Raw genomic sequence first — 22259 nt, 5'->3', positions numbered from 1 at the left:
GAGATGAGCGTAGCCGTAGCTATCGGGACTGACATGCCATTTACACTGAATGTGTTCGCGGCGTAGTGGCTCGCCGTACTGGTCAGCTGCGCTACGGGCAGGATCGTACTCGATCCAGATGTCGTCAAAGCTCTTAGGCCCCATCTCGAAGCCTACGCGAACGATCGGGCTCTGCGGATCAAGCAGTCGGGCGGCGTGCCACCAGAACAACCTAGCCTGGAAGGTATCGCCATCGCGGCGTACGGTGACGGCCTGGGTCATGATGCGTGCCTCACGCCGGCGCCCCATCCCGGAAGGGTGGCGTCGGCGCAATGGTGCGTGCAACCTCGACGGCCCGAGCGCCCTCAACGGCGCGCGAAGGATAGGCGTCGAGGACAATGGATGGCAGCAGCCTTTGCGTCATGTCCGAGAAGGTGAACCCGTAATCGCGCTTTCCCCGCTCCGCGCCAGTCGCAGCGACAAGCTGGTCGATATGGACACGTCCAATACCCATCGACTCCAGCCGGCTGGTCAAGATGAAGCGGCGCTGATCGTCGCTCGGGCGGGCAAAGCTCAGCACCTCGGCAGCCCGTCGCCGCACTGCGGGGTCGAGCGAACTCAGCCGATTGGTACACATGATCACGGCCGCAGGGAGCTTGCCGTTTGCGATGCGGTCTATCCCGCGGATGAATGCGTTGACGCCGGCGCGGTCCTCATGGTGCATCTGTGTGGCTTCGCGGGACTGGGCGAGCGCGTCGGCCTCGTCGACAAGCAGAATAACCGCCCCTCGCGCCTTGCCTGATACGGATTTGAGTCGGTTTGCCTCGGCAATGGTGTAGTCGAAGGCAGCCGATAAAAGCTGGGTCATTTCTCCGACCCGGCCCTGACCGCGCGTTGATAGACTGAGCGGCAAGAGCGTGATGTCAATCCGCTCTTGCCGGGCGACCGCGTCCCCGATGGTTTCGGCAAGTTCGGTCTTGCCGGATCCCACGTCCCCAGCAAGGATGACTAGCGGCGGCCGGCGTAGCACCGTGTCGAGTAAGGCTTGCGCACCCGGATGGTGGTGGCGCGCCCAGTCTTCCAACCCGGCAGGGTTTACCAACAGCGCCAAAATTTTGGTCAGCCGGGATTTTTGCTCGTCCAAGCCGATGAGGCGCGCAAGACGCGCCTGCGTTTCGATATCAGGATAGGTAATACGGCGCTCAAAGAGGTCATCGAGAGCAGGCTGGGTGGTCATCTAGAAGCTCCGAAGTGTGGCGCGGTCGAGCGCCCGCCCGCCCGAGGAGTAGGTCTTATCGGTGGCCAGGTAGCCGGCGAGGCCGGGCTCAGGGCTGCCATTGCGCGAGAGCGGCAGCGTGGCCTCGAAGGCGGTCTGTTGCGCCGAGGTCAGCTGCCTCCAGGCGGCACTGTAGGTCAGATAGCTCCTGAAAATGGCGCCGGACACGTTGGCACCCGGGCGGACGCGACCAGGGTCATCGTCGTTCGCTGACATGCCGGCGAGGTCGCGCGCCGTGTACCGCAACGTCGGCTCGATCCAGTTACCATCCCGCTGGAAGCCGTAGGTGACGGTGCCGAAATAGCCCGCCTTGATCAGCTCGACCGCTTCAGCTTCGAACTGCGCGATGCGCGCATCCGATGGCGAGCCGTAAAGGCGCTGCATGCGCTTCAGGTCGGTGGCGACCTTCGCCGCCATGTGCCGGGCATGGGTGACGGTGAAGGCCGTAGACTCGGTGTAGGAATAGCTGGCGGCCATGGGATCGCCTCACGGTTGGAAGGAGGAGCCGAAAACCTTTTGCCAGTAGGCGACGGTCAGCTGTTTAGTGGGCGCCGCGAGGGCGGAGTCGATGGCGTCGCCGGCGTCGAGCGCCGCATCGACGATGCCGTCGGCGTTGGCTGCCGTGTAGAGGCGGGCAACGTTGTTGGCGGCGTTCACCGGATCGATGATCTGCACCATGTCCGACAAAGACGGCACGGTCGAAGCGGCATAGTAGTCTGTGAACACGATCCGCTCACGGAAGTCGCTACGGGCGATGTAGGTGAAGAAGTGCTGGAGCGCTTCGGGATAGTCGGAAAAGTCCAGACCGTCGTCGCAGAGCTTGGCCAGCACCATCTCGATCATGAACGACTTGAAGCGAAAGCCGTCGCGCTCCTGCTTCATCCGCCGCGCCCAAAACTTGGCGAGACGCACGACTTGGGCGAAGTGCTTCTCCTGGCAGCGCTTGCGCTTGGAAGCGAACTCGAGATGGAGCGGGATGCTCGTCTTTAGGAACGAGCCGTCGTCCTGGCTAACCAAGTTGCCGTACCAGTTCTGATCGCCATCGTAGAGAATGGGGACGACATCGACGTCGAGGCCGCTGCCACGGAAGGAGACCGTAACTGAGTAGGTTTGCGGCTGGACCTGGTCGGGGCTGAAGTTCGGAAACGCTTTGCGTAGGCGTTCGGCAACATAGTCGAGGAGCGCGCGGATGTCGGCGGGCGCGTCGGCGCCGCTGACATAGCAGGCCACATCGATATCGTTGAGGGACCGGAGCGCGGTGCCTTTGGCAAGGCTGCCCGAAAGCATCATCTTCTTCAGGGTAAAGGTCGGATGCTCGTCGAGATAGCCTTCCAGCTTCTCCCGCAAGCGACGCGCCTGCGCTCGATATTCGTCCGCCTTATCCTTTGGCAGGTTCACCCTCTCCTGCGCGAAGGCGGCAATCTCGCTGTGGCCGACATGCTGCCGCCCCATGGTCAGATCTCCCGTCCGTGCCGAACCCTAGGTGAGTTCCGAATCACTACGTTAAAGATTTAATAGCTATAAAATGGCCATTCAAGGGGTGTATAAATGGCTACGGGGCCTTGACTTACTTCCACCAAATCTCTATGTAGGCGAACGACGGAGGATCAGATGACGGCGAAGCGGACGATGACGCTGAACCTCACCGATGCCGAGATGCGTGCGCTCGACGATCTGTCGGTGCGTAAGGACATCACTAAGACCGCCGTGCTTCGGCAAGCGTTGCGGCTTTACCAGACGATCGAGGCTCGGGTCGAAAAGGGCGACAAGCTCTTGTTCGAGAACGACGCCACGAAAGAAAAGGCGGAGCTGATGTTCCTATGATGACCGAGATTTCGGTCATTCATCTTCTCGATGTTGCGACCGGTGAGGGCGTTGAAGGCGAGCTTCGCGATGCGATTGAGCAGGCGCAGCTCGATGATTGGCAAAAAGAATGGCAGCCAGCGCTTCTGGCGGTGCTGCAGGACTTGGCACGCCGTGGCGTGCCGGTCGATCAGTGGCCGCAGAGCTGGCACTGGGACTGGGGCAAGAAGACGGCGCGCGTGCAGGGGCTGCTGGCCTTTCGCGGGTTCAGCGTCGTGGCCCAAGGCGTGACTCAGGGGCTGTCTCAGGTTGACCTGACCAAGGCGGCCCGCGAGCCCAGCCAGGCGGGCAAGCCGCTCGTTTATCTCGACTATGTTGAGGTGGCGCCGTGGAACCGCCCGGAACTCGGACGTCCGACGCGGCTGCGGGGCGTCGGCTCGGCGCTGCTCACTGCCGCCGTCGCCTTGAGCGATGAGGAAGGGTTTAAAGGTCGTATTGGGCTACACTCGTTGCCCCAAGCTGATGCCTTCTACGCCAAGATCGGCATGACCGACCTCGGGCAGGACGCGGCCTACCAGAACTTAAGATATTTCGAGATGACCGCCGCGCGCGCCCAGGCGTTCCTCGAGAAGGAGTGAGGACGATGAAACTGGAACGGAGCAAGGACTGGTGGCTGAACCGGGCGCGTCGCGAGGGTGATGCGGTCATTGGAGCCGGCTTGCTGGCGTTCGACCCGGCTCCAGAGGAACGTGCCGCGACCGCGCCGGCCGAGGACAGTCGGATCGCCTTCGGCAAATTCGTGAACCTGATGCGCCGCAGACGAGGCTTATCGATGGAGCAGCTAGCAGATGCGGCGGAAGTCGACGCCAGTGAGCTGCTCGTGATTGAGGACGACGTTCATCATAGGCCTGAGCCGCGCACGGTATATCGGCTTGCCCAGACCTTCGAAGTGTCGCAAATGCGCCTTATGCAATTGGCTGGCCTGACGGCGGCGAACGACGCCGGGCTGCGGCAGGAAGCAGTCCGGTTCGCGGCGCGTTCGGAATCCGTGCAGAAGCTGACGTCGGAGGAAAGCTCGGCTCTTGAGGCGTTCGTCGCCGTCCTGAGCGAGCAAGAGCCGAAGCGGGTGAAGTGAGGAACGTCAATCTAGGTCCTCGCACGATTGCCGATATCGACGGACAGGTCGCCAAGCTTCTCAAGGGCCTTGGCGATCCTGAGCCGCCAATCGATTTGCGCATGGTGCGCGACCTACTGAAGCTCGACCGCGGCTATTATAGCACGACGGACCAGAGCATGTTGCGCGACGTCTTTTCGAAGATGAAGGTTGCGGGCCAGCAGGTTCTGCTCCGACCGACCCTGCTGGCGGATGCCGTGCGCAGCCTCAGCCTAAAGGCGCTTTACTTGCCTGACCAGAAGCGCATTTTGATCGATCAGAACCTTCCGCCGCTAAAGCATCGGTGGAACGAGGCGCACGAGATCGGCCACGACGTCATTCCCTGGCATGCTGGTATGATGTTCGGCGACACTGAACAGACGCTGACACCTGCTTGCCATGAGATCATGGAAGCGGAAGCAAACTACGCTGCGGGGCAGCTGCTCTTTCTTGCCAACCGTTTCCGGCAGGAAGCGATGGCGTCGACGCCCAGTCTCGACTTGGTGCGAGGGCTCAGCAAACGTTTCGGCAATACGGTGACCTCGACGCTTTGGCGGCTCGCCGAGCACGGTCACGGCGACCGTCCGATGGTCGCGCTTGTGACCGGACATCCGCACCCTACACGGCGCAAGGCTGATTTCGACCCGGCCGCACCCTGCCGCTACTGCATTGAGTCGCCGCCATTCCGGGAACGCTTCGGTCGATTCAAGGAAACCGATCTCTTTGCGGTGATCGCCTCCTACTGTGGCGCGCAGGCCGGAGGCAGCCTAGGGCAGGCGGATATTGTGCTTTCGGATCACAACGGCGAGCCGCAGATCTTTTCGTTCGAGACCTTCTTCAACACACATGAAGCGCTGACCCTCGGTTACTGGCTACGCCCTCACACCAAGATCGTCGCCGCCGGTAATCCCTCATTATCGTGCTACATCTCCGTGGTAGTCCCTAGGCGCCGCAATCATTCCGGAGGGGCTACGCCTTTCCAGTTCTCACCGCATCGTGGGCTAGACGTGCAACCTTTGATTGGTACGTTTTCGCTCACCACCACCTCACGTGTTGGCTGTTAGCGGAATCGCCCGGCTCACCTCCCCCAAGGGCCGGGCGACTTTCCTGCCTTAGAACGCCCTCACCCGCATAATCTCGCCGATACGGGTGGTGTAGCGCGGCGACAGCATGGTGCGCCTGGTGCCCCAGTTCTGCGCGATGCCAATCGCTGCCGGCCGCAGCGTGCCGGCACCATGCTGGCGGTTAATCGCGTCCATCACCGCCATCGTCTTCGCCGAGGCCCGCGGCTCCCGCGTCGCGAAGAGCCGCGCCTGCCGGCCCGCCGGCTGGAGGTCGTTCAGCACCACCCCCGCCTTCACCCAGCGCCGCCCATCCTGCCACAGCCCCTCCGCCATGCGTACCGCCTCGGCGATCAGGTCGCGGCTGTCGCTGGTCGGCTCGATGCGCGCGGCGTGCTGGAGGTGCTCGTAGCGCTCCCCCGGTGCATGCGGATCGGTGTGGATGAAGACCGCCAGGTGGCAGGCCTCCAGATCCTCCGCGCGCAGCTTCTCCGCCGCACGGTGCGCGTAGGCGGCGACCGCCTCACGCATCTCGGACCACTGCGTCACCGGCCGGCCAAAGGCGCGGGTGCAGGCCAGCCCCTTGCGTGTGGCCACCATCATCTGCAGCGGCAGGCAGGACGTGCCGCGCAGCTCCATCTGCACCCGGCCGCCGACCACTGTCAGCAGGTCGCGCATGATGCGCGGATCGGCCTCCACGAAGTCGGCGATGCTCTCGATGCCGAGGCGGGCCAGCTTCTCCTGAGTGCGGCCGCCAATCCCCCACACCTCTCCCACCGGCAGGCGCTGGTACCAGGCCGCGCGTTCGGCCGGGTCCGTCAGGTCGCACAGCCCGCCCAGCTCTGAGAAGTCCTTCGCCAGCCCGTTGGCCAGCTTGGCGATGGTCTTGGTCGGGCCCCAGCCGACGCAGGTCGGCACCTTGGCGATGTGCAGCACCTCCTGGCGCAACTCGGCGCAGAACAGCGCCAGATCGCGCGGCACGTCGAGGTCGAGGAACATCTCGTCGATGGAGTAGGGCTCCACCCGCGGCACCCGTTCGGCCAGCACCTGGTAGACGCGCCGGCTCATGTCGCCATACAGCGTGTAATTGCTGCTCATCCAGCGCACCGGGCGCAGCTCGGCGCGGCCGCGCACCAGGTGCCACGGGTCGCCCATCTTGATGCCCAAGGCTTTCGCCTCCGGCGTGCGGGCGATGGCGCAGCCGTCATTGTTGGACAGCACCACCACCGGCACATGGCGTAGCGCTGGGTCGAATGCGCGCTCCGCACTGCAATAGAACGAATTGCCGTCGATCAGCCCGTAGGTCGCGGGCATGGCAGGCTCACACCCGCTCGCGCACCAGGGCGGCCACCACCGCCCAGAGCGTCATATCCTCGGAGACCGGTACCGCCGGCTGGTCGCGCCGGCCGGGCCTGAGCCACCACTGGCCGCGCTTGTGCGCCAGCTGCGCCACCAGCACCTCGCCATGCAGCATGACGATGGCCACCGCGCCCGGGCGCGGATCCGCCGCGGCGTCGGCGATCAGCACATCGCCCGGCAGGATGCCCCGATCAATCAGCGCCTCACCCAGCACCCGCACCGGGTAGCGATTGGGGCGCCGCAGATCCAGCACCTCGGACAGGTCAATCGGCCCCTCGAGGTGGTCAGAAGCCGGAGAGACGAACCCCGTCGTCTCGGCCCCGGTATAGCCGTCCTGGGCCATGGTAGCGGATCCGCTCAGACACGCTGTCGGGCGGCGGCAAGCGCCGTATGGGCAGCCCGCAAAGCGGCCAGGCTGGCCTCGGCCTGGCGCATGCTGATGCGGTCAGCACTGTCCAGATCCGCCGTGGCTTCCAGGGCCGCATCCACGCCTTCAGCCAGCTGGTCCACCATCTCGCCCAGCTGCTCGCGGATCTCGATGCGGTCACCCTCCCCTGCCCCGCTGAGCAGATCGGCCACCATGGCTTCCACCTCACGGCGCATACGGTCGGGTCCAACGGCACGGCCGGCCAGATCGGCCAGTCTCCGCAGGGGGTCAGGACGTGTTGGCGCGGGGGGTCGCTTCGCGGGTCGGGGGGCCATAGCGGGGAAGCTCCATGGTCAGGCGAGGCGGACGCCAACACGTCCTGACGCCAAACCTATGGGGCGAACGAAAAATGAACAAGGAGATTCTGTGCTTGTTTTGTACCCGTCCCTACCAGCCCAGCCTCCGCTCCAACTCTCGCAGCTTCTCCGGTGCGATCAGAGGCGGCACAGATCCCTCCCAAAGCACCACCGCCTCCTCGTGCCTTTCTTCTGGTTCTACATAGGAATCTGAGGCTGACCGGAAGCCGGTATCGCTTGCGCCGCGCCAGCTCTCCGGTGCCCGGAACAGGTAGGCATTGGTCACTTGCACCCAGCGCCCACTGGCGACGGCGCCGCGCGGGATGCGCTGCAGGATGCCGGCCTCCTCCAGGCGGTCGATGGCCTGCTGTACGGTCGAGCGCGCCAGCAGCGTCTCCTGGGCGATCTGAGCCAGGGACGGATCACAGGCCCCTGCCCTGCCCCAGCCTCGGTTCAGCAGCGTCCAGAGCACGCGCAGGCCGGTCTCGCGCAAGGCGCCGCCATGCCGGCCGGAGCCGCGGCGATAGGTGGCGCGCTCAAGGCAGCGGGCCTGGGTCATGATGGCCCGACGGGCCGGGCGGCCGAGCTGCTGGCGCTGCCATGCGGCTACGGGGTGGCAGCCGGCCCGCGCGGGCCGGCGATGATGGATCGGCATCCTCTGTCCTGTGTCGGTTGGCCGACAGCAGACCGAGCTAGGGCGGTCGCAAGTTGGCGCTTGCGTTGGCCGGCTTGGCGAGGCAGGATGCGGGCATTGGCATTGCACGCGGTCCTGCCCTTGGCAGACTGTCGGAAAAGTCCCCCGGTTGGCGCCGTGGGGGCTTTTTTCGTTTCTGGGCTCTGGGTTTCTAACCGGACTCCATGGAAAACAGCGCCCAGAGTGCCTGACCCTGGGCGCTGAGGCAACGCTTGCCGTTCAGTGGGTTGTCAGCCGGCCTTCACCTACGGCCACGACGCTTTGTGGATCGATCCTCCAGATCGGCTTCGGCAACCGCAACGCCGGCCTCACGTAGTGCCATCGTTACAACCTGCTTCATGGTCATTCCTCGAGCCTCCGCAGTTGCAGCAATGGCTTCCACGCTGCTCATGCGCAGGCGTAGATTGAGGGTCGTAGGCTCGTCGTTACGTGTGGTCGTATCCACGCGGGCAGGTGGCACCGTGGGATCGGCGCGCCGTACCATCTCTACCAGGTTGGCAGGGTCCGGCGCCTGAGGGGTCTTGGGGAGCGGCTTGAATTGCGTCTTCACGTGGTTACGCCTCCACGCGTTGACGTGCTTCCGGCATGACGCCCAGGCTGCGCAGCTCACGCAGTAGCTTCATGGTCTCGCGCCACGCCTCCCCCGACTTTGGCGTCTTGCCGGTCAAGGTGACGGCCTCGAAATCAGCCCGGCGGCCGAACGTGGTGGTGAGCAGCTGCAGGCCGGCTTCCTGGATCTGCTGGGTAGCATAGGCCGAGACCGATGTAGCCCGGATTCCGTTCATGACGACATAAGCCGGGATCTTCCGCCTGGTGGTCACCGACAGTGACCGGACCTTCTCAGCCGTGCGCCGGCTCTCGAACAGATCCGCCTCGCTGGACATACACGGGATGAGCACGGCATCCGCGCTGGCGATCGCCACGCTGCTGCCGAGGTTCTCAAAGCCTGCGGTGTCCACCAGTACCAGGGCATGGCGCTCGCGCATCTCGGCGATCAGATGGGCCAGCCGATCCTCATTCTCCTCCGCCTTGTGGACGATCGCGGGCCCCTCGTAGAGGTTGGCCAGCCAGCGGTGCAGAGCCCGGTTAGGGTCCGCGTCAATCACGGCGAAGTCGGCACCCTCCATAGCCAGGATGGCAGCCATCATTCGCCCGGTGGTGGTTTTGCCGCACCCCCCCTTGGAATTGGCCAGCGTCAATACGGTCATGTCCCTACGTACCTTTGTGTCCCCGGCGCTACGGCTACACGGTGTGTCGTGACATCGCAACCATGGTAATACGAAAGGTCGCAAGGTCGTCGTTACGTAAAGGCCGAACGATAAGACTGATTATCAGATTTGAGGTTTCACGCAGAAACCAGGGGAGGCTTTCTGGCACTCACCCTCAGGTGAAGGCCATTCCTGCTGGTGCAGGTAGCGGGCCAACCAGTTTGACGGACCGCCTTCAGTTTTCGTCTTCCAGCAGGGTCCAGAATCCCGCTTTGCGGCCATGCTCGCGCCTGAGGCGCGCCAGGAACATCTCATGGCTCTCGAGGTCAGGCTCCATCGGCAACAGCAGTGCAAGGCTGGCACAGGATCGGACGTCGCGCACCGCGTAGGTGTACTGCCGCGAGGAGGCCCGGCGCAGCACGTCCTCGGCCAACACCCTGTGCAGCAGCGTAGCGGCAGCCGGGTAGCGTTCGGCCAGTGCCTCAGCCGCAGGGCGGAGCCGGCCGTAGTCACGCCCGTCCATCTCCTCATGGTGCGCCCGCACCAGCCGGTTCGCCGCGTCCAGACGGGGCCAGCCCGCCAGGAAGCTGAGAGCCAGGTTGCGGTCGGCATGCGCCAGCGCGTGCGCCACCGCCCGGTCCTCCGCCTCCACGTCGTCAAAATCCGGCAGGCCGCGGAGGTACGGGCGCAGGTGCTGCGGCGTCAGCCAGCGGCGGAAAGCGTCCCAGCGCAGCGCCTGGGCCTCCTCGCGCTGCCCGAGCGCCTCCAGGGCGGCGAGGCGCAGATCGGTGCGCCGGATTGCCTCGCTCTCGTGCCGGCCTGAGGGTCGGTCGAGCCAGATCAGCGCCTCATGAGGACGACCATGGGTGATCAGGCGCTCGGCGATGTCGCCGGCGAAGTTCTCCGCCCGGCCCCCCGCCTCGGTGGCCGCGATATAGGCGTCGACATCACCTCCGAGGTCGGCCAGGTCGCGCAGGCGAAAGGTGATCTGGCCGCGCCCGTGCCCGCTCTCGAAGACGTCGGACTTGCGGGGGCGCGGCAGCGTGGCGAGACGCGCCTCCAGCAGCCGGCGCAGTTCCGCCTGCCCTTCGGGGCCGAGCGCCGGGCCTGCCGCTTCCAGCAGCCGGTCGGTCTCGCCGTAGCCGTCACTGTCCCAGAGCGCCAGCACCTCTCTGGCCAGCGCCAGCGGGTCGCGGTGCGGCAGCGAGGCCCAGAGCCGCCCGAGATCGGCGCCGGCCTGCCGGAACACCTCGCCCAACGCGCCACTGCCGTCGTCGCTGCGCTCGAACACGTTACCGGCGAGGCCGAGCAGCTGCCGCATCTGCGCCACGGCCGCGCGCGGGTCCGCTGCGGCCAGGGAGCCGGCGATGGTCTCGCGCAGGCCATCGAGTTCGCGGGCGAGGGGGCGCAGCTTGTCCCAGGTGATGAACCCCCGTGAGCGCCCGATGGTGCGCAGCCGCTTCTCCACTTCGGCGGCGAGCCGGCCACCGCCATCGGTGCTGGCAATGGCCAGGCGCAGCGTGCGGGCCAGCGCGGCGTCGCCCTTGGTCTGCGCCATCAGCAGCTCGGCCAGCCGCGCCGCGCCCAGCTGCTCCAGCGCCTCGGCACTGAGCGCGCGGGAGCGCGATGCGGCCTTCTTGATCCCGGACCGGCCGAGGGAGGGCACCGATGGCTCCTCGGCCACCGCGGATGATGCGATCGGGTGTGAGCGAGGAGTTCGGGTGCGGGGTGGCATGCTCAGTGCCTCACGGCTGCGGCGGCGGTGAATGACGTGCCGGCCGGCGTCAGCCACTCCCCGAGCTTGGACCAGCGGCGCCGCGTGTTGCTGTTCCTGACGGCGATGGCCAGAGCCCGCCGCTGCCCGATCAGCACCACCAGCTTCTTGCCCCGGGTCACACCGGTATAGAGGAGGTTGCGCGCCAGCATGGCGTAGTGCTGCGTGGTCAGCGGGATCACCACCGCCGGGTACTCCGAGCCTTGCGCCTTGTGGAGGGTGGTGGCGTAGGCCAGCACCAGCTCATCGAGCTCGCCAAAGCCGTAGGTGACCTCCCGGCCATCGAAGCGGACCGTGAGCTCGCCCTCGTCGAGGTCCATGCCGGTGATCATGCCGAGATCGCCATTGAACACCTCGCGCTCGTAGTTGTTGGCCACCTGCATGACCTTGTCGCCGGGCAGTAGGTCCAGCCGACCGGGACGAGGCCAGACGCGACGTGTTCGCCTACATCGAAGCTTACTACAACCGGCAGCGCATCCACTCCGCCTTGGGCTACAGGACCCCCGAGCAGATGGAACGCGCCGCCGCCTGATCCCCGTCCATCAAATCAGGGGAAGATCAGTCCCGAAGCTGGCCGTCCTGATGGACAACGCCGAGGAGGACGTGCTCGCCTACATGACATTCCCGGCCGCGCACCGGGCGAAGCTGCACTCGACAAACCCCATCGAGCGCCTCAACGGCGAGATCAAGCACAGGACCGATGTGGCCGGCATATTCCCGAACGAGGCCGCCGCCGTGCGGCTCGTCGGCGCCATCCTCCTCGAACAGTCCGACGAATGGGCCATCCAGCGGTCGCGCTACATGACGCTGGAGACCGTCGCCGCAGTCAGCGATACTGGTCCCATCAGGCTCTCCGCCGTGCCAGCCTGATCCCGGCCACCCAACCCGCCAGAACCATCGCTCCTACACCACGCGATGGGACACGACCCTCAAGGATTGCCCTGAGCTGCCGCCGCGCCCACTTCAAATGATGCCCAGCCTTGGATGGAACCAGATTGTCTTCCTCAACTCATCGCGTTCTGTTTGGTCTTGCCTTAGTTCAAGGAGGCCTTGGGATTCTCGCCTGGGGTCTCACGACTTGGCCGGCTAGCGGCGGCCCATTGTGGCACGCGCATGAAATGGTTTTCGGCCACGCCTTGGCGGTCATTGCGGGATTTCTGCTGACGCGCCTTTCTGGTCCGGCACTGGCGGCGATCACCCTGGCTTGGTGCGCGTCGCGCTTGACCTATATAGTGCCCGCAGTGCCGGATCTAGTGCGGGCTTTTCTTTCACTTCTGGCGACAGCGGCTATCGTGCTGCCTGCTGCATTTGCCTTTCTCCGTGCAGCTAAGCGTTTAAGCAGCTTGGTATTTCCGATCCTGCTGAGCGGCTTCCTTATTGCGGATGCGGTGTTCCAATGCGGCGAGCTAAGGCTGCTGCAGCATGGCGCTGATATCGGAAATTGGCTTGGGCTTGGCCTTGTCATCATGCTCATTGCCGCTATGGGTGGCCGTTTGATTGGTGCCGCAGCGTCCGGGGCAGCGCAACGCGCCGGCAAGCCGCGCATCGCGCCGCGCCCGGCATTGGAACAGGCGCTACTGGTTTGTTTAGCTGTGGGCTTCGTGATGGAGGCTATTGCTGTAGAACAACCAATTGGCCCCGCCCTATTGGCAGTAGGTTCGGTGTTGATTGGCGTTCGGTTGGTGCTTTGGGCGCCGGGGTTACAACAAAGTGCCGGGGATGTGCTTGCCATGGCGGCGGGGCAGGCTTGGCTGTGTGTCGGGCTTCTCGCCTGGGTTGCCGCGGCTGGTGGGTGGTTGCAATGGCCAGAAACCGCAGCCCTGCATCTGGCAACGATCGGCGGCATCGGCGGCACTACTCTGGTGATGGTCATACGGGCTAGTGCGCAGCGGGAAGTCCGGCCGATGCCTGTTCGCAGCGCAATAGGGATCACCATCCTCATAGGCTTGGCCGCGCTGGTGCGAGCTCTTGGTCCAGCTGGGTTGGGCTGGGCTACTGCCGCAGTGCTCTGGACCATGGCGACGATTCTGACCGCCGTGACGGTCTTTCGCCGCCAGTGAGGCCATTTATATGCCGCGCAGCAGCGCCGTAGAGCCGTCGGGGCGCAGAAGATGCGCCTCCACATCCGACCTGCCACGCAGCGCCGCCGCAATGGCGGGTTCAGGCATCAGAGCGAAGGCCGTGGAAAAGGCGTCGGCCATAGTGGCCTCCGGTGCCAGAACCGAAACCGTACGGTATCGGCGCGGGCTTTGGCCGCTGCGCGGATCCAGCAGATGGGTAAAACGGCCGGCGCCGTCAAAGACGAAGCCGCTATCGGCAGAAGTGGCTAGCGCACGGTCCGTCAGGTCCAGTTCCGCCCAAGGGTGATCCGACGCCGCCGGGTTCTCCAGCGCCGCCCGCCAGGGCCGGCCTGAGGGATGGCGTCCCACTCCCCTTGCCTCTCCCATATCCACCAATGTCTGGGCCACCCCGCCTCCACGCAGCAGATCCACAATGCGGTCCGTCAGATAACCCTGGGCAATGCCGTTCAGCGTGACCGCCATGCCACGCCGGGTCAGCAGGATGCGATCCGGCGACACCACCAGCCGCCGGTGATCCACAAGTGATAGCGCCTCCGCAAGCGCGTGCGGGGAGGGTCCTTGGGGGTCCGCGCCCTCAGCCGCAAAGTGGTCGCGGTAAAGCAGCCAGAGGGGTTGGACGGTGGGGTCGAAGACCCCGTCGCTCCATGCCGCGACCTGCTTCGCCGTGGTCAGCAGATCCACCATCTCGGGCGCCGGCGCCACCAGCATACCGCGCCGGTTTAGGGCCGAAAGCTGGCTTTCCGCCTGCCAAAGGTTGAACAGCGCTTCCAGCCGCCGGATCTCGGCGACGCATCGGGCCACCAGCCGCTCAGCCGCGATGCGGTCCGGGTGATGCAGCATGATTGAACCTGTGGCGCCGAGAACAGGGCCCGTCCAGGTGAGGAGGGGAGCTTCGGCGCGCGTGGCGCCGATTCCCGGCAGGCCGAAACCGGCCGCTGCGGCGAAAATGCCAAGGACCCGGCGGCGAGAGGCAGCAGGCTGCATGGGGCCAATCCTCAATGCGTGTGGCGGTGTTCAGCACCGCCAGAAGGAGCGGGCCCGGCTTCCGGCCCCGCCTGGGGGGCGGCGCCATCGCCCAGAACCCAGTCGGGCGGCACTTCCGCGAAGCTTCGCACCGCGCCGCCATGCTCGGTCGCGAAGCGCTCGGCCGCCGCGCGGTCCGAGAAGGGCACCGCCTCCTCCGCGCCCATGCCGCCCCGGCGGTTGCTGCCGAGGACAAAGAAGGCGCCCCGGGCTTCCACCCAGTTGGCGGCACCCGGCTGCTCCCAGCTTTCCGCCTTGCCCATGTCCGAGACATAGATGGCTCGGATGCTCTTGGCCTCCTCGCCCAGTAGGGTGAAGGCGATCGTGTCCCGCGCGGAGGAGAACCAGACCGGGCGCTCATCGCCCCGCAACAGGATCTGGCCCTTGGGGCCCGGATGCTCCACCAGCGCCATGCCGCAGTAATGGCCCATGGCCTCCTGCGTGAGCGCGACGGGCGGCGGCGGCGCGGCGGCGCTTTCCTGGTCATCGCAGTTGGCCAGGGCGAGGCAGCCCGCAAGCGCCAGGGCGGACAGCAGGGCTTTCCCGCGGGCAAGGGCCGAAGCACGGCGCCGCGCGGGGACCGGTGCCGCCGGCAAGGAGCCTTGGCGGAGCGCTTTGGAGGCTAGAGTCATAGTTCCCTCCTGGCGAAAACGGCGGCGGCGGCGAGCAGCGGGACTAGCGCCCAGCCGACGAGGGCTGCGAGCAGAACGGGGGCCGAGAGCGCGCTGTTTCCGGCCAGCGCCGCCATGCCGGACAGCATCCTGACATCGGCCAGGCCGGCGAGATTGAACAGGCGATAAGCATCTGTCGGGTTCAGCAGCAGCAGCAGGTCCAGCATCCCGGCGGTGACGCTCTCGCCCTGGTCCGCGACGAGGAGGCCGAGCAGCGCCATATCCCAGATCAGCACCATCAGGAGCCAGAGCCCGACCGCGATGCCGGCGGCGGTGCCGCGGTCCCGCACCAGGGCGCTGACCAGGTAGCCGAGCGCGACGAAGGCCGCGCCCAGCAGGACCGATGAGCCGATCATCAGCGCGAAGGCCTGCCAGCTTGCCGGCGCGATCGCCGGCCCCGTCAGGGCCAGGGCGAGGGCGGCGGCGCCGTAGCCCAGGATGGTCGCGACGGCGAGGATGGCGAGATGGCCCAGGAACTTGCCCAGCACCACCTGCCAGCGCGCCAGTGGGTAGCTCAACAGCAGCAGCATGGTGCCGCGCTCCATCTCCCCCACGATGGCGTCATGTGAGATCAGCAGGGCGATCAGCGGCAGCAGAAAGACCGAAAGGCTGGAAAGGCTGACCACCACCACGTCCAGCGCGCTGGCGCCGACCCGCCCCGCCGGCGCCGCGCCGAGAAAGGTCAGGGTGAGCGCCAGCGCCGCCAGAAGCAGCGTCGCGGCCAGCACCCAGCGGTTCCGCATCCCCTCACGGATCTCCTTGCCGGCGACCAGAAGCACGCCCCTCATCGCGCGGCCTCCTGCCGGAGACGGAGGAAATGGCTGTACAATTCGTCCAGCGTCGGCGGCAGCAGGTCGAGGTCGGCGATGCGCCGGTCCCCGGTGGCCTGGCGCAGCAGTTCCATCTTCGCCTCCGGCGTGCAGGAAACTTCGAAAAAGCCGGGGCCGGGCTGCCGCACGGCCCCGGCGGGGCCGAACCATTCCGGCGCTTCCTCGCCCGCGAGGGTCAGCCGCAGGCGGATCGGCAGGCGCGCCAGCCGGCGCAGCTCCGCCACGGTACCATCCGCCACCACGCTGCCATGGTCCAGGATGACGACGCGCTCCACCTGCCCCTCCAGCTCCTCCAGCGCGTGGGAGGACAGGAGCACCGTGGTGCCGCCCTCCGCCAGATCCGACAACATGCTGTAAAGGCCCTGGCGCACTTCCGGGTCGAGGCCCGTGGTCGGCTCGTCCAGCAGCAGCGCGCGGGGGCTGCCGAGCAGCGCCTGGGCCAAGCCGAGGCGCTGGCGCATGCCCTTGGAATAGCCGCCGACGCGCCGGCGCGAGGCGGCGCCGAGCCCCACGCGCTCCAGCAGCGCATCCGCGCCGCTGACCGGCTCGCCCTTCAGCCGGGCAAAGAAACACAGCAGCTCGCGCCCCGTCAGCGCGGGGTTGAAGGTGACATTCTCAGGCAGCCAGCCGAGGCGGCGGCGCGTCTCGGCCGCGCCCTCGGCGGGGTCCTGGCCCAGCACATGCAGTCGGCCGGCGCTGGGGCGGATCAGCCCCAGCATCAGCTTCATCAGCGTGGTCTTGCCGGCGCCGTTATGGCCCACCAGCGCGACGCGGGCGCCGGCTGGCAGGGAGAAGGAGACATCGCGCACCGCTTCCACCGCGCCGTAACGCTTGGCCACGCCTTCCAGCCCGATCAACGGCAGATCGGCCTTCATCGCGGCCATCCTGGCGCCGCTTCGGGCAGCGGGGGCGGCGTGACCAGGGGACGGCTATCCACCACCCCGCCCGGCAGGATGGCGGGGAACTGGGACTGCGCCCAGCGCAGCACCTGGACGGCCGGGCTGTTCAGCAGAATTTTGGCGCTCGGCGCCACCCACAGCACGCGGTCCACCAGATCGTTCGGGCGATACGCGGCATCGGCGATGCCATCGCGGTCCAGATCGAAGGCTGCGTTGTCGGACCAGTAATTGCCCCGCCCCGCCCGTGACCAGTCCAGGTGCCGCGTACCGACATATTTCACCTGGGTGCGGTTGCCGATGAAAGCGTTTCCTGTGATCTCGTTGCCCTCCGAGCCGGCCGTGAAATGGACGCCGATGCCGCAGCCTTCGAAGCGGTTGCCGGTGAAGTGGTTGCGGTTGGCATTGTAGATGAAGACGCATTTCGTCGGTGCCACACCGCTGACCTCGTCGCCGACGGGCACGGCATGCTCCCGGTCCACCTGGTCTTCCGCGCGGCGATCCGTGGCAGCGGTCTGGCCGATCACCCAATTGTTCGTGATGGTCGACCCATTGGCATAGTTGAACAGCAGCCCATGGTCGCGGTCTCCTTCCGAGATGTTATCGCGCACCGACAGGCGCTGCGAGAACATGATGGCGTAGCCGACATGATTGCCGCTGGAGATGTTGCCACTAACCTCGCTGTTGTTGGTGTACATGTAGTGGACACCAAAGCGCAGATCGCGGAGACGGTTTCCGGTGAAGATGTTCTGCTTGCTGGTCTTGACGAAGATGCCGTCGCGCCCGAAGCGGATGTCGTTGCTCTCGATCCGCGCGCCGGGCGCGTTCCAGACCGCGACGCCATCGCCATGCTCTGCCATCCGCCCGCCCGCGCGCCCGAGGATGGTGTTGCCACGCACCACTGCTCCTTCCGCGCCGTGGACATAGACGCCGAAAAGATTGCCTTCCATCCGGTTGCCTTCGACCACGGCTCGCTTCGCGGATTGGCGCAGCAGCACAGCGCTGTCCATGCCTGGAACATCGGAGCCGGAGCCGCGCAGCAGCAGGCCGCGCACGGCGGCGCCCTCGGCCGTGACAGTGACGATGCTGCCCTGTCCTGGCCCTTCCAGCACCGCGCCTTCCCGCCCCGCCAGCGTGACGGGACGGTCGAGCAGCACCGGGCCGTGATGAAGGCCGGGCAGCAGCTCCAGCACCTCGCCCACGGCCGCAGTCTCCACCGCCGCCTGCACATCTTCTCCTGGCGCGAGAGGACGCGCCGCGGCGGGCAGAACCGCCGCGACAAAGAGGGCCGGAAGGAGACCGGCGCGCAGCATTACGTGCTCTGCGCCTCCACCAGCATGCGACCCTTCATCTCCATGTGCATGGCGTGGCAGAACCAGGTGCAGAAATACCAGTAGACGCCCGGCCGCTCCGCCCGGAAGGTCACAGAGGCCGTGGCCTGCGGCGGGACTTCCATGCTGATGCCGTAGTTGATGATGGCGAAGCCGTGAGTCAGGTCCTCGACGTCGTCGATGTTGGTGACATAGACCGTGACTTCCTCGCCCTGTCGGACGCGGAACTCCTCGAGCCCGAATTGCGGCGCCATCGAGGTCATGTAGACCCGGACCTTCTCGCCGTCACGAACCACCTTGCTGTCGGCCGTCAGGTCCACGCCATCCGCCTGGGCCTGCCGCACCGCATCCGCGAAAAAGGGATCGTCGCGGCTGAAGCGGTGGACCGGGTTGATCTTGGAACGGTGGACGATGGTGGCGTCGTGCGGCTCGGCATAGCTCGGGCCGTCATGCACAAGGCGCATGCGGTCGCCGGAGATGTCAATGAGCTGGTCGTTCTCCGGCTTCAGAGGCCCCACATTCAGGAAGCGGTCCTTGGAGAATTTGTTCAGGCTGATGAGCCACTTGCCATCCGCCTCCTTGGTCTGCCCCATGGAAGTGTGGTTGTGGCCGGGCTGGTAGTGGACATCCAGCTTCTGGATCAGATAGTTGGCCTTCTCGCCACGGAAGGCGCGCTTCGCCGCCTCGATGTTCCACTTACAGACCTGGCTGTCGATGAACAGCGTGGTATAGGCATTGCCCTTGTTGTCGAAGGCGGTGTGCAGCGGGCCGAGGCCCAGTTCCGGCTCCGCCACCACCGTTTCACGCGGCTGAATCTTGTCCTCGAACAGGTCGTCGAACTTGCGGACGTCGAAAACCGTGGCAGTGGGCGAAAGCTTGCCATTCGCCACCACATGGATGCCGTCCGGCGCCGTGTTGATGCCGTGCGGGCTGTTGGGCACCGGCACGTAGCGCGTGAAGGGCGAGCCCTTGCCGCCCTCCAACACCGGGACACCGCCGATCTCCTTGTAGTCGCCGCGCTTCACCGCCTCCTCGATGCGCTTCAGGTTGAAGATGACGACCCAGTCCTGCTCCGCTGCCATCATGTCGGCCAGCGTCACGCCGCCTTCCGAGTTGTAGCAGGTGGCGAAGGCGTATTTGCCCTGGTAGTCGGCATCCACGTTGTCGAGGTTGCCATCCACGATGATCTGCCAGGCGACCTTCATGGTGTCGCCATCCACCGCGGTGAAGATGGAGCGGTAATTTTCCGGCTTGTCGAGGTCGCGTCCATCATTCGGGACGGGAACCCGGTCCTCGCCATTGCAGAAGACATATCCGGTGCGCGGGTATTTCTGCACTCGCAGCCCATGCACCGTGTGCTGGTTCGGGAGTTGGATGATCTTGTCACAGCGCATCACGTCGAGGCGGATGCGGCAGACCCGCGTGTTCAGCTTGTCGTTGGCGAAAAGGTAGCGCCCGTCATAGGTCCCGTCCGTGAAGGAAAGGTGCGGGTGGTGAAGATCACCGCTGTCGTAGGTCACCTTGCCGATGCGGCGAAGATACTCTTTCGAATCCTCGGTCAGCCCCTCGGTCAGCACCTTCAGGCTCTCGTTGGTCTGGCCCCACCCCGTAGCGCTGTCGCGGTTGAACACGGGGACGCGGATCAGCTCGCGCATCGAGGGCAGGCCGTAGATCCGAAGCTCCCCGGACTGACCTGAAGAGAAGAAGGTATAGTACTCGTCGAGCTCCCCGGGCTTCACCTCGTAGCTCTGCTGCCCCGGACGCGCCTGTTGCCCTGGCTGCTGCCGGGTCTGCGCCTCTGCCGGAACAACCAGTTGCGAGACGCCGGCGCCCACGGCCGCGCCCGCCACGCCGACGGCCGCGGTGGTGCCAAGCAGCTTGCGCCGGTTGATGCCCTTGTCTTCCGTGTCGCCCGACATGTGCTTATCCTTCGTCATGGACTGGAAGTGGCGGGCTTTCCCGCCACACCTTTCTCTGTCCGGGTGATGCTAGTCTTCGGCCCCTTGCCTGCGCTGGGTAAGGGTACCGCGCTCAGCGCGATCTGCTTCTCACGCTTCAGCCGCTTCTGGATGTTGTGCGGGCAGCGGTCTTCGGCGCGGTAGAGTTCCTGGCAGTGCATGCAGTAGATGCACTCGTTCGGGTTGATGTTGCCCTCGGGATGGATGCTCTGCACCGGACATTCGCGGGCGCAGCGCTGGCAGGGGCTACCGCATTCGGGCCACCGCTTCAGCCACTCGAAGGTGCGCAGGCGACCCGGAATGGCAAGCGCGGCACCGAGCGGGCAGAGATAACGGCAGAAGAAGCGCTCGATGAACAATCCGGCGGCCAGCAACCCGACAGCATAGAGGGCGAACGGCCAGTCGCGTATGAACTTCAGGATGATGGCGGTCTTGAAAGGCTCCACCTCGGCCGCCTGTTCCGCCAGCGTGACGGAATACAGCGAGAGGCCGAACAGCCCCAGAAAGATGACATACTTGACCGGCCACAGCCGCTCATGCAGCCCCCAGGGCATGACGACCTGCGGCACCTTCAGCTTCTGCGCCGCGGCCGACAGCAATTCCTGCAACGCGCCGAAGGGACAGAGCCATCCGCAGAAAACGCCCCGCCCCCAGAAGATCAGCGCCGCGGCCACGCCGCACCACAGGATGAAGATCAGCGGCGAGGTGAGAAAGTAGTTCCAGCTAAAGCCGGTCAGCAAGGAGCTGCTGAATGTCAGCACATTGACGACCGATAGCTGCGCATTCGCGTACCAGCCCAGCCATACAAGCGTCCATGACAGGAAGCCCAGCCTCACCCACCGGAACAAGACCGGCCGACGCACCAGTTGATCCTGGAAGAAGAAAATCCCGGTCAGGATCATCAATGCTACCGCGGTGATGCCGATATCCAGAGTCTTGGCACGCCAGATCCGCTGCCAAAGCGGCTCCTCCAGCGGATCATGCGGTGCTTCCTCGGCGGCCGGCGCCGTCGTCGCAGCAGCAGCAGGGAGCGATGGTGCCACCGCAGGCGTCGGCGTAGGCGGGCGGCTGATATATTGCTCGGGCAGGCGGTATCCCAGCTCAAAGCTCAGAAATGCCTTGTCCCGCACGCCAATCGCGCGCTGCACCAGGAGCTGCAATTCCCAGGGCTCGGTGGGGTTGAGGCTGAAGTTTTCCGGTAGGGTGAACAGTGCGATCTCGGGCAGGGACGGAGCGCCTGCCGCAGCGATGTCCCCCAGGCGCTGGTGGTCACGGTCCCGGAAGCGCAAGCTGCGCCCATCCTGCAACAGTTCAATGCGGTCGAAGATGCCGCCCCGCACATAGCCGGAACCTTTGAAGGAGTAGAGGCCTTCCCCGGCTACCAGGATGGCGTGCTGGCCAGGGCGCAGCCTTCTCAGCAATTGCTCATAGCCGGCATCGCCCAGCAGGCTGCGGCCGATCGTAGGAGTGGTGACTAGGGCCGCGTAAAGGTCGATAAACGTTTCGTCCGGCGGACCCGGTTCAGGGCTCTCCGCCGCTGCGGGATTTTCGTGGCGGGTAAAGGCCTCGTTCACATCGCCGACCGAGAGATGCAGCCGGCGAACAGAGCCATCGCCCAGCAGACTTTCCCAGTCACGCACCTCGCCCGGCCCCGAGGTCAGCGTGGCCGGCGGCAATGCCGCAGGCGCTTGAGCCGGGGCCGCCGCGCCGCCCGCCGATGCGGCACCAAACCGCCTCGCGCGATGCAGGCGGATCGCGGAGCGAACGACGCTGTCGGCCATAACCAGGACGGTCACGGTCGCGCCGCTCACGATATCGGTTTGCGGTGGGCGCGTTTCTCCCCGAGCAATGGGACCCGTTTCCAGTCCGATCAGGTGGTTCAGGGCGGCGAGAATCCGCTGCTCTGGAATGCCGATCAGCACGATCGGCTCTTTGTGATCGACTAGTCGAATGCCGCGGATCACGCCCCGTGTGTCTGCCGCTACCAGAATGTGGATCGGTTTGCCGGAATAGCCTGTCGCGTCAGTGACGTCGGTGTTCAACCAGACATGGCCGAGAAGCCTGTTTCCCGCGTAAGCGGGTGCGAGCGGCGGCTCACCTTGTGGGGTGCCGAGCCGATCGGCGCCGGGAAAGATGTCGGCGGCTTCAAGATTGGGTAGAAAACCGGCCAGGCGCGCAGCGCTGGCAGGAGCAGGCCATGCCGCCAGCAACAGGCACAGAACCACGAAAAAGCGCCGAATGGCGTGATGCCACTCAGCCTCCCGATCAAGGAAAGAACACCAAGTTCCACGCGACAAGCCGATCACCCGCGTTCTCCACCCTGGTGTTTATAGCAGCTACGGAAAGCCGCCTCTTTGCTCCAGCGCAAACTGTCAACAAGATAAGCCAGTGGATGACACGGTCTAGAATTGCGTTCAACCTTTAGGAATTCTCATTATT

Annotated in this window: 22 protein-coding genes and 4 pseudogenes; 7 read left to right on the top strand and 19 right to left on the bottom strand. The window is 65.6% G+C overall.

All coding sequences use genetic code 11. The annotated features are described in order from the left end of the window. From CR162_RS18915 to CR162_RS18900, 4 genes and pseudogenes are all read right to left on the bottom strand, one after another. Positions 1–261, bottom strand: a pseudogene (locus tag CR162_RS18915) (hypothetical protein); the annotation flags it as partial. A gap of 10 nt (positions 262–271) precedes the next feature. Beyond that, on the bottom strand, positions 272–1216 hold the full coding sequence (locus CR162_RS18910; RefSeq protein WP_099097076.1) for an AAA family ATPase: 945 nt from the start codon (positions 1214–1216) through the stop codon (positions 272–274). Next, entirely contained in the window at positions 1217–1732 is a 516-nt protein-coding gene (locus CR162_RS18905; RefSeq protein WP_099097075.1) for an HORMA-1 domain-containing protein, read from the bottom strand. A 9-nt stretch (positions 1733–1741) separates the two neighbouring features. After that, positions 1742–2707: a CBASS oligonucleotide cyclase gene (locus CR162_RS18900; RefSeq protein ID WP_099097074.1), complete on the bottom strand. Its 966-nt coding sequence runs from the start codon at positions 2705–2707 to the stop codon at positions 1742–1744. A gap of 159 nt (positions 2708–2866) precedes the next feature. Here CR162_RS18900 and CR162_RS18895 point away from each other — a divergent pair, with 159 nt between their 5' ends. The 4 genes from CR162_RS18895 to CR162_RS18880 are packed head-to-tail and all read left to right on the top strand — an operon-like array spanning position 2867 to position 5275. Next, complete coding sequence (locus tag CR162_RS18895) at positions 2867–3079, top strand: transcriptional regulator (RefSeq protein WP_099097073.1); 213 nt, start codon at positions 2867–2869, stop codon at positions 3077–3079. Next, a complete protein-coding gene (locus tag CR162_RS18890; protein ID WP_218014936.1) occupies positions 3079–3696 on the top strand; it encodes a GNAT family N-acetyltransferase in 618 nt (205 codons plus the stop codon). The genes CR162_RS18895 and CR162_RS18890 overlap by 1 nt, the downstream gene beginning before the upstream one ends. A gap of 5 nt (positions 3697–3701) precedes the next feature. Beyond that, positions 3702–4193: a helix-turn-helix domain-containing protein gene (locus tag CR162_RS18885; protein WP_099097072.1), complete on the top strand. Its 492-nt coding sequence runs from the start codon at positions 3702–3704 to the stop codon at positions 4191–4193. Next, on the top strand, positions 4190–5275 hold the full coding sequence (locus CR162_RS18880; RefSeq protein WP_099097071.1) for an ImmA/IrrE family metallo-endopeptidase: 1086 nt from the start codon (positions 4190–4192) through the stop codon (positions 5273–5275). The genes CR162_RS18885 and CR162_RS18880 overlap by 4 nt, the downstream gene beginning before the upstream one ends. 48 nt (positions 5276–5323) lie before the next feature. On the opposite strand, the gene CR162_RS18875 is transcribed toward CR162_RS18880, so the two are convergent. The 8 genes and pseudogenes from CR162_RS18875 to CR162_RS18845 all read right to left on the bottom strand — a co-directional run. Continuing rightward, complete coding sequence (locus tag CR162_RS18875) at positions 5324–6586, bottom strand: Y-family DNA polymerase (protein ID WP_099097070.1); 1263 nt, start codon at positions 6584–6586, stop codon at positions 5324–5326. Positions 6587–6593: 7 nt separating this feature from the next. Next, entirely contained in the window at positions 6594–6974 is a 381-nt protein-coding gene (locus CR162_RS18870; RefSeq protein WP_099097069.1) for a LexA family protein, read from the bottom strand. Positions 6975–6988: 14 nt separating this feature from the next. After that, positions 6989–7213: a hypothetical protein gene (locus tag CR162_RS18865; protein ID WP_099097068.1), complete on the bottom strand. Its 225-nt coding sequence runs from the start codon at positions 7211–7213 to the stop codon at positions 6989–6991. Positions 7214–7445: 232 nt separating this feature from the next. Beyond that, positions 7446–8009 (bottom strand): helix-turn-helix domain-containing protein, encoded by a 564-nt coding sequence (locus CR162_RS18860; protein ID WP_099097067.1) that lies wholly within the window; start codon positions 8007–8009, stop codon positions 7446–7448. Positions 8010–8289: 280 nt separating this feature from the next. Next, entirely contained in the window at positions 8290–8598 is a 309-nt protein-coding gene (locus CR162_RS22195) for a hypothetical protein (RefSeq protein WP_141563242.1), read from the bottom strand. Between the two features lie 4 nt (positions 8599–8602). Next, the gene (locus CR162_RS18855; RefSeq protein ID WP_099097066.1) at positions 8603–9256 is read right to left on the bottom strand and encodes a ParA family protein; all 654 of its coding nucleotides are present in this window, start codon (positions 9254–9256) and stop codon (positions 8603–8605) included. A 235-nt stretch (positions 9257–9491) separates the two neighbouring features. Beyond that, positions 9492–10922, bottom strand: coding sequence for a DUF6880 family protein (locus tag CR162_RS18850; RefSeq protein WP_099097065.1), 1431 nt, complete (start codon positions 10920–10922; stop codon positions 9492–9494). A 71-nt stretch (positions 10923–10993) separates the two neighbouring features. Continuing rightward, positions 10994–11442: pseudogene (locus tag CR162_RS18845) on the bottom strand (ATP-dependent DNA helicase); the annotation flags it as partial. On the opposite strand from CR162_RS18845, the pseudogene CR162_RS22185 reads away from it, so the two are divergent. From CR162_RS22185 to CR162_RS18835, 3 genes and pseudogenes are all read left to right on the top strand, one after another. Beyond that, positions 11440–11562, top strand: a pseudogene (locus CR162_RS22185) (IS3 family transposase); the annotation flags it as partial. The pseudogenes CR162_RS18845 and CR162_RS22185 sit on opposite strands and share 3 nt — an antisense overlap. A gap of 29 nt (positions 11563–11591) precedes the next feature. Then, positions 11592–11900 (top strand): annotated as a pseudogene (locus tag CR162_RS18840) (transposase); the annotation flags it as partial. 110 nt (positions 11901–12010) lie between these two features. Then, a complete protein-coding gene (locus tag CR162_RS18835; RefSeq protein ID WP_099097063.1) occupies positions 12011–13090 on the top strand; it encodes an NnrS family protein in 1080 nt (359 codons plus the stop codon). A gap of 6 nt (positions 13091–13096) precedes the next feature. Here CR162_RS18835 and CR162_RS18830 read toward each other — a convergent pair whose 3' ends face one another. The 7 genes from CR162_RS18830 to CR162_RS18800 are packed head-to-tail and all read right to left on the bottom strand — an operon-like array spanning position 13097 to position 22126. Beyond that, entirely contained in the window at positions 13097–14095 is a 999-nt protein-coding gene (locus CR162_RS18830; RefSeq protein WP_099097062.1) for an FAD:protein FMN transferase, read from the bottom strand. A gap of 11 nt (positions 14096–14106) precedes the next feature. After that, on the bottom strand, positions 14107–14730 hold the full coding sequence (locus CR162_RS18825; RefSeq protein ID WP_245870491.1) for a nitrous oxide reductase accessory protein NosL: 624 nt from the start codon (positions 14728–14730) through the stop codon (positions 14107–14109). Positions 14731–14762: 32 nt separating this feature from the next. Beyond that, the gene (locus CR162_RS18820; RefSeq protein WP_099097060.1) at positions 14763–15593 is read right to left on the bottom strand and encodes an ABC transporter permease subunit; all 831 of its coding nucleotides are present in this window, start codon (positions 15591–15593) and stop codon (positions 14763–14765) included. Next, positions 15590–16510 (bottom strand): ABC transporter ATP-binding protein, encoded by a 921-nt coding sequence (locus CR162_RS18815; RefSeq protein WP_099097059.1) that lies wholly within the window; start codon positions 16508–16510, stop codon positions 15590–15592. Before CR162_RS18815 ends, CR162_RS18820 begins: the two co-directional genes overlap by 4 nt. Continuing rightward, positions 16507–17844 carry a nitrous oxide reductase family maturation protein NosD gene (locus tag CR162_RS18810; protein ID WP_099097058.1) on the bottom strand — a complete coding sequence of 446 codons (1338 nt, stop codon included), beginning with the start codon at positions 17842–17844 and terminating at the stop codon, positions 16507–16509. The genes CR162_RS18815 and CR162_RS18810 overlap by 4 nt, the downstream gene beginning before the upstream one ends. After that, positions 17844–19781 carry a TAT-dependent nitrous-oxide reductase gene (gene nosZ, locus CR162_RS18805; RefSeq protein WP_099097057.1) on the bottom strand — a complete coding sequence of 646 codons (1938 nt, stop codon included), beginning with the start codon at positions 19779–19781 and terminating at the stop codon, positions 17844–17846. Before nosZ ends, CR162_RS18810 begins: the two co-directional genes overlap by 1 nt. 14 nt (positions 19782–19795) lie before the next feature. Next, positions 19796–22126 carry a NosR/NirI family protein gene (locus CR162_RS18800; RefSeq protein ID WP_218014935.1) on the bottom strand — a complete coding sequence of 777 codons (2331 nt, stop codon included), beginning with the start codon at positions 22124–22126 and terminating at the stop codon, positions 19796–19798. Positions 22127–22259: the final 133 nt, after the last annotated feature.

This window comes from Teichococcus rhizosphaerae (assembly GCF_002631185.1).
In the GTDB taxonomy this organism is placed as follows: Bacteria; Pseudomonadota; Alphaproteobacteria; order Acetobacterales; family Acetobacteraceae; genus Pseudoroseomonas; species Pseudoroseomonas rhizosphaerae.
Note: the sequence above shows the minus strand (reverse complement) of the source record. Positions and strands in the feature narration are given on the sequence as shown.